This is a genomic window from Rathayibacter sp. VKM Ac-2856, from assembly GCF_013205055.1.
GTDB lineage: Bacteria > Actinomycetota > Actinomycetes > Actinomycetales > Microbacteriaceae > Rathayibacter.
Genome location: NZ_JABMLF010000003.1, coordinates 292,582 through 305,272, shown reverse-complemented (window position 1 = coordinate 305,272; position 12,691 = coordinate 292,582). Strand labels below are relative to the sequence as shown.

Sequence of the window (12,691 nt, the reverse complement as noted above, 5' to 3'; positions counted from 1 at the left end):
CCAGCCGGAAGCGCCACTCCTTAACAAAGAGGAGCGACCGGCATCGGAACAGCATCCGCGAGAGGAGGCGATGACGTAGAACACGGCCCACGGGCCGACTGGAGGAGACCGGGTCCGCACGTCGTGCGGACAGAGACGGACCCGGCCTCTGCGATGAACACCTCGTTGAAGGAATCACATCACGCATGAATGGTAAGCGATCCACGAAGAGAAGCATCAGGCGTCTCTTCGCCCTCGGCATCGCCGGGATGGTGACGGTCTCCGGACTCACCGCTCTCGGCCTGCCCGCCTCGGCCCACGACGGAGTGGACCACGGCTCGGAGCCGGGCGCGGAGTCCGCGCTCGACTGGAGCAACTACGAGAAGGTGCTGCTGACGAAGAACGTCGGCGAACCGATCGACCTCGCCGTCCTGCCGGACAAGTCGGTCCTCCACACGGCTCGGAACGGCGAGATCCGCCACACCGATCCCACGACCGGGACCACGCGCGTCGTGGCCACGATCCCCGTCTACCAGAACTCGGAGGACGGACTCCAGGGCGTCGGCATCGACCCCGACTTCGCCGAGAACCAGTGGGTCTACCTGGTCTACGCGCCCCTCAGCGGCACGCCGACCGGCGCGGCCCCCAACATGCTCCCCGCGGGCGAGGACGAGAGCTACTGGGACCAGTGGAAGGGCGTCAACCGCCTCTCCCGGTTCAAGTGGACCGGCTCCGGGCTCGACATGGCGAGCGAGCAGACGATCATCGAGGTCGAGGCGCAGCGCGGGCAGTGCTGCCACGTGGGCGCCGACTTCGACTGGGACGCCGACGGCAACCTGTACCTCTCGACCGGTGACAACACGCCGGCGAGCGCTCCGGGTGCCGCGGGCTTCGCGCCGAACAACGACGCACCCGGCATGAACCCCGGCTTCGACTCGCGTCGCGGCGCCGGCAACACGAACGACCTGCGCGGCAAGATCCTCCGGATCACGGTCCAGGAGGACGGCTCGTACACGATCCCCGAGGGCAACCTCTTCCCGGTGGGCACCGAGAAGACCCGTCCCGAGATCTTCGTGATGGGCGTGCGCAACCCGTTCAAGATCGACGTCGACGCCGAGACGAACACGCTCTCCTGGGGTGACTACGGACCCGACGCGACGAAGGCCGCCGCGGCCGACGGCGTGCGCGGCCCGATGGGTCTCGTGGAGTGGAACGCGACCGGTCTCGACCAGCCGCAGAACTCCGGCTGGCCCTACGTGCACGGTCCGAACCTGCCCTACAACGAGTGGGACTTCGAGACCGCGACGCCGCGGGAGTTCTTCGACCCGGAGAACCTCAAGAACAACTCGCGCTGGAACACCGGCCTCGTGGACATCCCGGCGGCCACGCCGGCGACCGTCTACTACGGCGACAACCCGGGCGACCAGCCGTTCGACGAGCTCGTGAACTTCGGCTCCAGCAGCGGCCAGGGCCCGATGGGCGGACCGGTCTACCACTTCGACGAGGAGAGCACCTCGTCGTCGAAGTTCCCGGCGTACTGGAACGAGAAGACCTTCTTCGGCGAGTTCTCGCAGGACTACATCGCGGCGTTCACGCTCGATGAGGACCGCGCGGTCACGCACATCGAGGACTTCCTCCCCAACGCGGCGCTCAGCCAGGCCGCGCAGCCGATCCACGACAACCCGATGGACATGGAGTTCGGCCCCGACGGGTCGATGTACGTGCTCGAGTACGGCGACGGGTTCTTCCGCGCCAACCCCGACGCGGGTCTGTACCGGATCGACTACGCCGAGGGCAACAAGGCCCCGCAGGCGCGCTTCACCGCGACGCCGGTGTCCGCCTCCGAGACCCCGCTCGAGGTGACGTTCGACGCCACGGGATCCTCCGACCCCGAGGGCGACGCGCTCACCTACGACTGGGACTTCGACGGCGACGGGACCTTCGACGCCTCCGGCATCACCGCCACGAACACCTACACCGAGCTCGGCCAGTTCACGGCCCGCCTGCGCGTCACCGACGCCAAGGGCAAGTTCAGCCTCACCTCGCGGGTGATCTCGGTGGGCAACCAGGCGCCGCAGATCCGGATCGAGACGCCCGGCAACGGCGCGTTCTTCGAGTGGGGCGACGCGATCCCCTACCGGGTGACCGGCACCGACGCGGAGGACGGCGACCAGATCGTCGGCAGCCGCGTGGGCTGGACCTACGGTCTCGGCCACGACGAGCACGCCCACCCCGAGGTCACCGGCACCGGTGCCACGGGAGCGTTCCCGACGTCCGCCGACTCGCCCGAGCACGGCCCCGGCGCGCTGCTCTACGGCACCGTCGTCGTGACCTACACGGACGCCGGCTACAACGGACTGCCCCCGGCCTCGGCCGAGGCGACGCTGCGGCTGAACCCGAAGACGCAGGAGGCGGAGCACGCCGCCCGCGAGGGCGTCCTGCCCTACGCGGACACCGAGGCGAGCGGCGGAAACGCGGTCAGCGGACTCGGTGCGGGATCCTTCCTGCGCTGGGACCCGGTGAACCTCGCCAACCTGACCGGCGTCGTGGTCCGCGCCACCGGTGAGGGCACCGTCGACCTCCGCTGGAACGCCGCCGACGCGGCGCCCTTCGGAACGGCGACCATCCCCGCCGGCGCGGGCTGGCAGGACGTCCTCGTGCCGTTCTCCGGCCAGCCCACCGGCACCGGGTCGCTCTACGTGACCTCGCCCTCGGGTCTCTCGCTCGACTCCCTCACCTTCCAGGGTGACGGCGCCGGCGACGCGACGGCGCCGACCGTCAGCGCGACCCTCGACCCCGCAGCGCCCACCGGCGTCGGCGGCGTCTACAACCGCGCGGTGAACCTGAACCTCGCGGCGGCCGACAACGGCGCGCTCGCCAGCGTGCAGTACTCGGTCGACAACGGGGCGACCTGGACCACGGTCCGCGCGGCGAACGGCGCCTACTCGGTGCCCTTCACCACGAACGGCGCCCGCACGGTGCAGTACCGCGCCACCGACACCGGCGGCAACGTCTCCGAGGTCGGCACGGTCTCGTTCACGATCGACCTCGGCGCCGCGAACGCGCCGACCGTCGACTCGACGACGACCGTGGCGCTGGACGCCCCGCGCGTCACCTACGGCGCTCCCGGATCGGCGACGGTCACCGTCTCCGGTCAGGGCGGCACCCCCGGCGGCGAGGTCGTCCTCTACGAGGGCGACACCGAGCTCGGCCGCGGAGCCCTCGAGGGCGGGACGGCGACCATCGCCCTGCCGCAGACCCTCGGGGCCGGAACGCACACGATCCGCGCGGCGTACGGAGCGGACGGGACCTTCAAGGCCTCGGCCGGCACCGCCCGCCTGATCGTGTCGAAGGCCGCCTCGGTGCTCACCGCGACCGTCTCGCCGAACCCGGTCAAGCCCGGCGCCAGCGCGCAGGTCTCGGTGGACGCGACGACCTCGACGGGCGTCGCCGGGACCGGCCAGGTGACCGTGATGGTGAAGAGGAACCTCTCCACCGTCGCGATGCTCACCGGCACCCTCGACGAGAACGGCGAGGTCGTCGTGACCCTGCCCAAGCTCGCGGCGGGCAGCTACAAGCTGACCGTCACCCACACCGCCACGGCGAACACGAACGCCGCGTCGACGCTGCTGAACCTCACCGTCCAGCAGTAGTCGCGGCAGGACCGGCCGGCTCGCGCCGCGTGCCCGGGCCGGCCGGTCCTCCTCCTGAACCACCTGCACTGACAGGACCACCTGCACTGACAGGACGCCTGCATCGACAGGGCACCTGCCGTTTCGAAGGAGAAACAATGCACCACCACCACGGATCCATCTCGGCGAAGCCGATGAGCCGGCGCTCGCTGATGACGGCGCTCGCCGCCTCGACGGTCGCCGTCGGAGTCGGGGCGGGCACGCTCGCCTCCTCCGCCTCCGCCGCTCCCGCGCCCTCGTCCGGCGCCAACCGGCTCGTCCCGATCAACCGGATCGGGATCCAGCTCTACAGCGTCCGCGACAAGGTCTCGTCGCTCGGCTTCCGCGCCGTCTTCGAGGAGCTGGGCCGCATCGGCTACAGCGAGATCGAGTTCGCCGGGTACACCCAGGGCAACGTCGGCGCGATCACCCCCCAGGAGATCCGCCAGCTGCTCGACGACAACGGCCTGCGGGCCGTCGGCTCGCACGTCGGCACCAACCTGCTCCGCTCGGAGCTGGGCCGGCAGATCGAGATCGCGCAGATCCTCGGCACCCCGCACCTCGGCACCGGCAACGCACCGACCAACGTCAACACCGTGGCGGGCTACCGCGCGGCGGCGGACGAGTGGAACGCCTGGGGCCAGCAGGTCTCGGCCGCGGGCATGAAGCTCTACCAGCACAACCACGCGGGCGAGTTCGCCTTCGGCTCGGACGACCCGAACACGCGCCTGTACGACGTGTTCTACGACAACACGGACCCCAAGCACGTCTACCTCGAGATGGACGTCTACTGGGCCTACGTGGGCAAGAAGCTCTACCCGGGCTTCGAGCCGCTCGACTACATCAAGCGCAACCCGCGCCGCTACCCGATCCTGCACCTCAAGGACGGCAAGACGAACAACGCGAACACCAACGGCTACGACATCGTCGAGTTCGGTGCGGGCAACCTGCCCTACCAGGCGTTCCTGTCGGAGCTGCGCGACCGCGGCCAGCGCTACGGCGTCTGGGAGCAGGACACGGCGCCCACCCAGGCCGTCGCGCCCAACCCGGTGAACTCGCTCGGCAACGCCGCGCGCAGCTACGACGCGATCGAGGCGCTCCGTGGCTGAGTCCTCGCGCCGCGCCGGCGCCGCACGCATCCTTCCCCGCACCACCACGCGCACCGGCGCATCGAGGAGAACCCCCATGAAGTGGAAGACGCCCACGGCGGTCCTGGCGGCCGCCTCCCTCGCGATGGTCGCCGCGCCGCCCGCCTTCGCGGCGACGACGGACTGCACGACCGAGCTCGGCAACACGACGATCGCGGGCGACCTCAACGTCGCCGCCGGCGAGACCTGCGTGCTGGGCAACGTGGTCGTGCAGGGCTCGATCACCGTCGGCGACGACGCCTGGCTCGACGCCACCTCGGCGACGATCGAGGGCGACGTCATCGGCACGGACGCCTACGGCATCTCGATCGACGGCACCAGCGTCGGCGGCGACGTCGTGTCCTTCTCCGAGGGCTCGCGCGCCGGCTTCCTCTACCTCCGCGACCTCGCCGTCGCGGGCATGGTCGAGGCGGGCGGGATCGACGTCGAGCTGAGCGACGTCTCGGTCGACGGCTCGGTCAGCACCGACGCGGCGAACTACGTCGACGTGGCGCGCACCAGCGTCGGCGGCGACGCGACCTTCGCGGGCAGCGACTTCGGCGTGAGCGTCGGCGGCGCGATCGTCGGCGGCTCGCTCACGGTCAGCGGATCCTCGCGCGGCGTCCTCGTCGGAGCGAACGAGGACGGCTCGCCGGCCGCCCTCGGGAACACCGTCGGCGGGAACCTCGTGCTCTCGGGCAACTCCGGCACCGTGCAGCTGGCGGGCTCGTCGGTCGGCGGGCGGATCACCCTCTCCGAGAACGCTCCGGCGGTCAACTTCGGCGCGGGCAACACCGCGGCCGGGGTCGACGGCGACTTCACCGGAACGGCCGCGGGCGCCGCGGCGGAGGGCGACCAGGCGGTCGCCGTCATCGTGCCGGACGCGCGCGAGGGTGAGCTGACCTGGAGCCTCGAGGGCACCAGCAACCTGGTGAACCTCGGGGTCGCGGAGGAGCAGGGCGACCACTTCGCCGCCTCGGGCGAGCTCGTGCCGGTCCGCGTGACCGACTCGCGCCTGTCGGGACCGGAGTGGTCGGTGACCGCTCAGATCAGCGACTTCCGCGCCGGTGACCAGACGGTCTCGGGGAAGTACCTGGGCTGGACTCCGGAGGTCTTGGAGAACGAGGGCGGTGCCGTCGCCGGCGCTCCCGTCGTCTCCGGGTTCGTCTCGGGCGAGGGCCTCTCCACCGCCCGCGTCCTCGGCTCCGCCGCGGACGGGCACCCGGCCGGCTCCTCGGTCCTCGGCGCCGACCTCGACCTGCAGCTCCCGCTGTCGGTCGGGACCGGCACCTACACCGCCACGCTGACGCTCACCGCGCTCGGCTAGGCCCCTCGGGCGGCCGGTCGCTGACGCGGCCGGTCGCCCCCCTCCCTCTCTTCTCTCTCCGCGAGATGCCACTTGTGCACGCCCGACACGGCGTGTCGCGTGCACAAGTGGCATCTCGCGGGGAGCCACACACCCCTCGAAAGGCTGGACGATGATGTTCCGCTCCACACTTCGCGCGCTGGGCGTCCTGCTCGTCGTCGGACTGGGCGCCGCTGTGCTGCCCGCGCAGGCACTCGGCGAGACCGCCGTGACCTGGGGGGTGCGGCCCGCCGACACCGAGCAGGGCAGCGACCGGCCGAACTACGCCTACGCGCTCGAGCCGGGCGGGCGGCTGAGCGATGCGCTGATCGTGTCGAACTACGACGACGAGGAGCAGACGTTCCGCGTCTACGGCTCGGACGGCTTCGTCACCGAGGCGGGGCAGCTCGATCTGCTGCCGGCCGCCGAGCCGTCCACGCAGCTGGGCAGCTGGATCGCGTTCGAGGCCCCGGACGTCGTCGTCCCCGCGGGCGAGAGTGTCCAGGTGCCGTTCGAGATCGAGGTCCCGGCCGACGCCGTGCCGGGCGACTACGCCGCGGGGGTCGTCTCGTCGATCCTCGTCGAGGGCGAGACCGGGGTCTCGGTCGATCGCCGCCTCGGCTCGCGGATGTACCTGCGCGTCGGCGGCGACCTCGCCCCGCGCCTCTCGGTCGACGGCCTCGCCGTCTCGTACGAGGGCGGCTGGAACCCCTTCGCGCCCGGCTCCGCCACTCTCGACTACACCGTCACCAACGCGGGCAACACCCGCATCGCCCCGGGCGCCGAGCTCGCGGTCTCCGGTCTCCTCGGTCTCGGCAGCGTCGCCGCGACCGACCCGGAGCCGCTGCCCGAGCTGCTGCCGGGCAGCTCGGCCAGCCGGAGCGTCACGGTCGCCGGGGTCTGGCCGCTGTTCGTCGCGACCGCGCGGATCGCGCTGACCGGCTCCGTCGTCACCGCGGACTTCGCCGGGCAGGCGAGCGATCCCGCGGCCGTCCCCGAGGTCGCCGCCGTCTCCGCGGAGTCCTCGACCGCCGCCGTGCCGTGGAGCGCCCTGCTCCTCCTGGCGCTGCTCGTCGGTCTGATCGTGCTGGCCGTCGTGCGCCGCCGCCGCCGGGCCGCGGGCGAGCAGGAGCGCATCGCCGCAGCCGTCGCCGCCGCCCTGAGCGCCTCCTCGTCCGCCCCCTCGTCCGGTGCTCCGCGAGATGCCACTTATGACGACTCCGCACGGCGTGTCGAGGTCACAAGTGGCATCTCGCGGGACGGGACGGACCCGGGCGCGTCGGACGGGGCGGGGGTGCGCTCCTGAGCACCGTCGCCGTCGGGGCGCTCGTGCCCGGCGAGGAGTCGGTGGCCCTCGGGGCGTCGGCGGCCGACACGGCGTCGGCGGACCGGGAGCCGGCGGGCGACACGGCGTCGGCCGACCAGGTGTCGGCGGCCGGCCGGGAGGCGTCAGGCGCCGGGGGTGCTCTGGGCGCGGAGGAGCTCGAGGAAGGCGTCGACGCTGCCCGGGTCGAGCAGGTGCTGGCGCAGCATGAGGGCCGCGCCGCGGACGCCGCCGCTGCCGCCGAGCTCGGCGTTCACGACGTGCAGCCGCTGGGTCGCCAGCGGGAGGGAGCGGCGGTCGACGACCTCGCGGACCCCCGCCAGGATCTCCGGCGCGGCGAGCGCGATGCTGCCGCCGAGCACGATGACCGACGGGTTGAGAAGGCTCACGCAGGTGGCCAGCACCTCGCCGATCTGCAGGCCCGCGATGCGCGCGGCCTCGATCGCCTCGGGATCCCGGTCGCGCAGCAGCACCAGCAGATCGCGGACCGAGTGCACGTCGCGCCCCGCCTCGGCCAGCGCGCGCACCAGCGCGGCGCCGCTCGCGAGCGCCTCGAGGTCGCCGTCGCGGCCGTCCGCCGCCTCGGGTGCGGTGCGCGGCATCTGCACATGACCGAGATCGCCGGCCGCGCCGAGCGCTCCGCGCTGCAGGACGCCGCCCGAGACGATGCCCGAGCCGATGCCGGTGCTGATCTTCACGAAGATCAGGTCCTGCGCGTGCGGGAAGCGCGCGCGCTCGCCGAGCGCCAGCAGGTTCACGTCGTTGTCGACGAGGACGGTCGTGTCGAAGCGGCGCCGGATGTAGCCGGGGATGTCGAAGCCGTCCCAGCCGGGCATGATCGGCGGGCGCACCGGGCGGCCGCTCGCGTGCTCGACCGGCCCCGGGACGCCGAGACCGAAGCCGGCCAGCGCCTCGGGCGCCAGATGCGCGTCGGCGAGGATCTCGTCGCAGACGTCGAGCGCGTGATCGAGCACCCGGATCGGGCCCTGCGCGATGTCGAGCTCCTCGCGCCGCTCGACGACGATGCGGCCGTCGAAGTCGGTCAGCGCGATCGTCGAGTGCGTCGCGCCGAGGTCGATGGCCAGGAACGCGCGGACCGACGGATCGAAGACCAGCCGCGCCGACGGGCGTCCGCCGGTCGAGGGCGCGCGGTCGAGGTGCGTGATCAGGCCGAGCTCGAAGAACAGGTCGAGCCGCGTCGTCACGGCCGTCCGGGCGAGCCCCGTCTCCTCGACCAGCTCGGCGCGGGTGCGCGGGCGGCCGTCCGCGAACAGCCGCAGCAGGTCGCCGGTCTGCGATCCGGCCCGCACGCCCATCCTCAGCGCCCGCCGTCCGCGCGACGGCGCGCGGCGGCTCGGGGGGAGGGGTCGCGGCTCGGCACACCTGAGGAAAGCAGTCGTCGCGAACCGACGCAATCTCGACGCGCGAGCACGGCCCGAATACGCGCCCTGCGGCCGTCCCCACCCTTCTTCACCCACCCCTCAGACAGGAGAGAACGATGACCTCGTCAGACACCACCACCACCACCAGCACCACCACCACCACCAGCACCACCACCAGCACCACCACCGGCACCGTCCCGGCCGGCGGCGCCCCGCAGCAGGAGCGCATCGGCCTCTGGCTGATCGGAGCCCGGGGCAGCGTCGCCACCACGGCCGCCGTCGGCCTGCACGCGATCGCCTCGGGCGCCGCGCCCAGCAACGGCTGCGCCACCGCGACCCCCGCCTTCGAGGACGTCCCGCTCGCGGCGTTCGACTCCATCGTGATCGGCGGGCACGACGTCTCGGCCACCCCGCTGCTCGAGAAGGCGATGAGCCTCGCGGCCGGCGGGATGTTCTCGACCTCCGTCGTCGCCGAGGTCGCCGACCGGCTCGACGCGACCGACGGCGAGATCCGCCGCTCCTTCGCCGTCGAGGGCGGCTCGCAGCAGGACGAGATCGACCGCCAGGCGGCCGACATCGCGGAGTTCCGCGAGCGCCACTCCCTGGCCCGCGTCGTCGTGATCGACGTCGCCTCGACCGAGGTGCTGCCCGCCGACCGCCCCGAGTTCCACGACCTGGCCGCCCTGCGCGCGGCGCTCGCCCGGCCCGGCGAGACGGTGCTGCCGCCCAGCTCGATCGCCGCCCTCGCCGCGGTGACCGCCGGCTCGCCCTACGTCTGCTTCACCCCCTCCACCGCGCTGGCGCTGCCCGCGCTCGAGGAGTGGGCCGCGGAGGCGGGCGTCCCGATCGCGGGGCAGGACGGCAAGACCGGCGAGACCCTGCTCCGCAGCGTGCTGGCGCCGATGTTCACGGCGCGCGGGATGCGCGTGATGTCGTGGGCGGGCGCGAACCTGCTCGGCGGCGGCGACGGGCAGACCCTCGCCGACCCGGAGGCGGTGCGCTCGAAGCTGGTCTCGAAGAACCGCGGACTGCGCAGCCTGCTGGGCGAGGACGTCGTCACTCCGCTGCACATCGACAACGTGCCGGACCTCGGCGACGTGAAGACCGCGTGGGACCACGCGCACGCGGAGGGCTTCCTCGGCTCGCGGATCACGGTGCAGACGATCTGGTCGGCCTACGACTCGGCCCTCGCGGCGCCGCTGATCCTGGACCTGGCGCGGTTGATGTCGCTCGCCGACGCGGCCGGGATCTCGGGTCCGGTCCCCGAGATGGGCTTCTTCTTCAAGGACCCGTGGGGGAGCGACGTGCACGGCTTCGCGGAGCAGACGGCGGAGCTGATCGCGTGGTCGGCGCGCACCGGGGCGGCCGTCGTCCAGCGCTCGCTCGTGGCGGGCGGTCCGATCCGCCATGGCTGAGCTGCGCGACTGGCTCGAGCTCGTGCGCGCCAAGGCGGCGCTCACGGTGCTCGGCGACACGGTGGCGGGGGCGGCGTGGGCCGGCCGGGCACCCGGGGCGCGCACCGTCGCCCTGCCGCTCGCGTCGGCGCTCCTCTACTCCGCGGGGATGGCGCTCAACGACGTCGCCGACGCCGAGCTCGACGCGGTGGAGCGGCCGGAGCGGCCGATCCCGTCGGGGCGGATCCGGCGCGGGGCCGCGCTGGGGCTCGCCGCCGGGCTCACCGGCGCGGGGATCGCGGTCGCGGCGCTGGTGGACGGGCGCCGCTCGCTCCTCGTGAGCGTGCCGCTCGCGGCGAGCATCTGGTCGTACGACCTGCTGGCCAAGCCGACTCCGCTCGGACCCGCGGTGATGGCGGTCTGCCGCGGGCTCGACGTGCTGCTCGGCGCGGGGGCGGACGGCGTGCGCGCGGCGGCTCCCGCCTCGGCCGCCGTCGCGGTGCACACGCTCGGCGTCACCGTGCTCTCGCGCGGCGAGGTGCACGGCACGCGTCCGGCGGTCGCGGGAGCGGCGGCGACCGGCACGGCCGCGCTCGCCCTCGCGCTCGGGGGCGGGGCGGTCCGCGCGAAGGGCTCGCCGGCGATCGGGGCGGTCGTCGGAGTCGCCATCGCCCGCTGGATCGCGCTCGTCCTGGTCCCGCAGCTGCGGGCCGTGCAGACGCCCGATGCGGCGGCGGCGCGGACGGCCACCCGCTCGGGCATCGCGGGGATGATCCCGCTGCAGGCGGCGCTCGCCGGGCTGCGGCGGCCCGAGCTCGGGGCGGCCCTGCTGGGGCTCGACGCGCTCGGCGCGCTCGTGCTGCGGCGCCCGAGGGTCTCGACGGACATCACGTGAGCGCGCGGCAGGCCGGCGCGGGCGGCCCCGGCTCCGGCTCCCGTCCCGGTCCCGTCCTCGGCTACGGCACGAACGGCTTCGCCGACCACACCCTCGACGACGCCCTGACGGTGCTGCACGCCGCCGGCTACCGCGCGGTGGCGCTGACCCTCGGTCATCCGCACCTCGACCCGTTCGCCGACGACGTCCGCGAGCGCAGCCTCGCCCTGCGCGCGCGGCTGGACGAGCTGGGCCTGCGCGTGGTCGTCGAGACCGGCGCGCGCTACCTCCTCGACCCGTTCGCGAAGCACCGGCCGACCCTCGTCGACGAGGAGGCCGGGCCGCGCCTGGCCTTCCTGCACCGCGCGATCGAGATCGCGGCGCTGCTGGGCGCCGACGCGGTGTCGCTCTGGTCGGGAGTGCTGCCCGAGGGCGCCGACCGCGCCCGCGGCTGGCGGCTCCTGGTCGAGCGGATGCGCGGCGTCGTCGCCGAGGCCGAGCGCGCGGGCGTGCGCCTGGCCTTCGAGCCGGAGCCGGGAATGCTGGTCGAGACCGTCGCGGACGCGCTGCTGCTGCGGCGCGAGCTCGGCGATCCGGACGCCTTCGGCCTGACCGTCGACCTCGGCCACTGCGTGGTCGTCGAGCCGGACGGCGTCGTCGGCGCCCTCCGCAGCGCGGCCGGCCTGCTGCTGAACGTCCAGGTCGACGACATGCTGCCCGAGCGGCACGAGCACCTCGAGCTCGGCACCGGGGCGCTCGATCTCGCGGCCGCCTTCGCGACGCTCGACGAGATCGGCTACCGCGGGATCGCCGCCGTCGAGCTGCCGCGGCACTCGCACGACGCCCCGCGCCTCGCGATCGCGAGCCTCGCGGCGATGCGGGCGGCGATCGCGGCGACCGGCGACGGCACGGCCGCAGCGGTCGACGGCGGAGCGACCGGCGCCGACACGGCCGCAGCGCAGCCGCCGCAGCACCCGTGGACCGCCGCGGCCTGCGCCGTCCTGCGCGAGCAGCCGCAGCGCATCGACCGCTTCTTCCCGGCCGCGGGTCGGGAGGCCGGCCGCGCACCGCTGCGCCCCGACGCGGATCCGCAGGGCCTCGTCCACGGAACGGAGGACGACGCGGCGCGCGCGGCGCTGATCGCGGCGGCCGCCTCGGCCCTCGACGACGACGCTCTCGCCGCGCTCCTGCTCCGCCTCTACCGCGGCGGCGACGACGCGGAGCGCCGCGGCGTGCTGGCCGGGCTGCACGCGCTCACCGCCGCCGGCCGGAGCGGCGAGCCGGTCGTCGCGGCCGGTCGCGAGCTGATCGCCGACGCCCTGCGCGCCAACGACACCCGACTGGTCGCCGCGGCGATGGGGCGCTGCGCCGAGGAGCACCTCGACGCGCACTCCTGGCGGCACGGTGTGCTCAAGCTCGTCTTCTGCGGCGTCCCACTCGCGGCCGTCGCCGGGCTCGAGCGGCGGAGCGACCCCGAGCTCGCCGCGATGGCCGGCCGCTTCGCCGACGAGCGCCGCGCCGCCGGCCGCAGCGTGCCGGACGATCTGGCGGTGCTCCTGCCGAGCTGAGCCGCCCCGCACACCCCACGACCCCTC

At 73.7% G+C, this 12,691-nt stretch carries 8 protein-coding genes; 7 read left to right on the top strand and 1 reads right to left on the bottom strand.

Annotated features, from left to right (window positions below):
• Positions 1-185 precede the first annotated feature (185 nt).
• From HQQ82_RS11960 to HQQ82_RS11945, 4 genes are all read left to right on the top strand, one after another.
• On the top strand, positions 186-3,632 hold the full coding sequence (locus tag HQQ82_RS11960; protein WP_173233433.1) for a PQQ-dependent sugar dehydrogenase: 3,447 nt from the start codon (positions 186-188) through the stop codon (positions 3,630-3,632).
• Positions 3,633-3,769: 137 nt separating this feature from the next.
• Entirely contained in the window at positions 3,770-4,759 is a 990-nt protein-coding gene (locus tag HQQ82_RS11955; RefSeq protein ID WP_254071434.1) for a sugar phosphate isomerase/epimerase, read from the top strand.
• A 76-nt stretch (positions 4,760-4,835) separates the two neighbouring features.
• Positions 4,836-6,104, top strand: coding sequence for a hypothetical protein (locus tag HQQ82_RS11950; RefSeq protein ID WP_173233431.1), 1,269 nt, complete (start codon positions 4,836-4,838; stop codon positions 6,102-6,104).
• A 151-nt stretch (positions 6,105-6,255) separates the two neighbouring features.
• A complete protein-coding gene (locus tag HQQ82_RS11945) occupies positions 6,256-7,428 on the top strand; it encodes a hypothetical protein (RefSeq protein ID WP_173233429.1) in 1,173 nt (390 codons plus the stop codon).
• 143 nt (positions 7,429-7,571) lie between these two features.
• On the opposite strand, the gene HQQ82_RS11940 is transcribed toward HQQ82_RS11945, so the two are convergent.
• The gene (locus tag HQQ82_RS11940; protein WP_367947926.1) at positions 7,572-8,756 is read right to left on the bottom strand and encodes an ROK family protein; all 1,185 of its coding nucleotides are present in this window, start codon (positions 8,754-8,756) and stop codon (positions 7,572-7,574) included.
• A gap of 188 nt (positions 8,757-8,944) precedes the next feature.
• On the opposite strand from HQQ82_RS11940, the gene HQQ82_RS11935 reads away from it, so the two are divergent.
• From HQQ82_RS11935 to HQQ82_RS20000, 3 genes are read left to right on the top strand one after another with little or no spacing between them, the layout of a single operon-like run.
• Positions 8,945-10,243, top strand: a complete 1,299-nt coding sequence (locus HQQ82_RS11935; RefSeq protein WP_173233426.1) for an inositol-3-phosphate synthase — start codon at positions 8,945-8,947, stop codon at positions 10,241-10,243.
• Positions 10,236-11,117: an SCO3242 family prenyltransferase gene (locus HQQ82_RS11930; RefSeq protein WP_216848535.1), complete on the top strand. Its 882-nt coding sequence runs from the start codon at positions 10,236-10,238 to the stop codon at positions 11,115-11,117. The genes HQQ82_RS11935 and HQQ82_RS11930 overlap by 8 nt, the downstream gene beginning before the upstream one ends.
• Positions 11,114-12,664 (top strand): EboA domain-containing protein, encoded by a 1,551-nt coding sequence (locus HQQ82_RS20000; RefSeq protein ID WP_173233424.1) that lies wholly within the window; start codon positions 11,114-11,116, stop codon positions 12,662-12,664. Before HQQ82_RS11930 ends, HQQ82_RS20000 begins: the two co-directional genes overlap by 4 nt.
• The last annotated feature ends 27 nt before the right edge of the window (positions 12,665-12,691 follow it).

What these genes read in the sequence shown, in the direction of transcription:
- HQQ82_RS11960 (WP_173233433.1), top strand. Translation starts at nt 186, where the DNA reads ATGAATGGTAAGCGATCCACGAAGAGAAGCATCAGGCGTCTCTTCGCC.
- HQQ82_RS11945 (WP_173233429.1), top strand. Translation starts at nt 6,256, where the DNA reads ATGATGTTCCGCTCCACACTTCGCGCGCTGGGCGTCCTGCTCGTCGTC.
- HQQ82_RS11950 (WP_173233431.1), top strand. Translation starts at nt 4,836, where the DNA reads ATGAAGTGGAAGACGCCCACGGCGGTCCTGGCGGCCGCCTCCCTCGCG.
- HQQ82_RS11935 (WP_173233426.1), top strand. Translation starts at nt 8,945, where the DNA reads ATGACCTCGTCAGACACCACCACCACCACCAGCACCACCACCACCACC.
- HQQ82_RS11930 (WP_216848535.1), top strand. Translation starts at nt 10,236, where the DNA reads ATGGCTGAGCTGCGCGACTGGCTCGAGCTCGTGCGCGCCAAGGCGGCG.
- HQQ82_RS11955 (WP_254071434.1), top strand. Translation starts at nt 3,770, where the DNA reads ATGCACCACCACCACGGATCCATCTCGGCGAAGCCGATGAGCCGGCGC.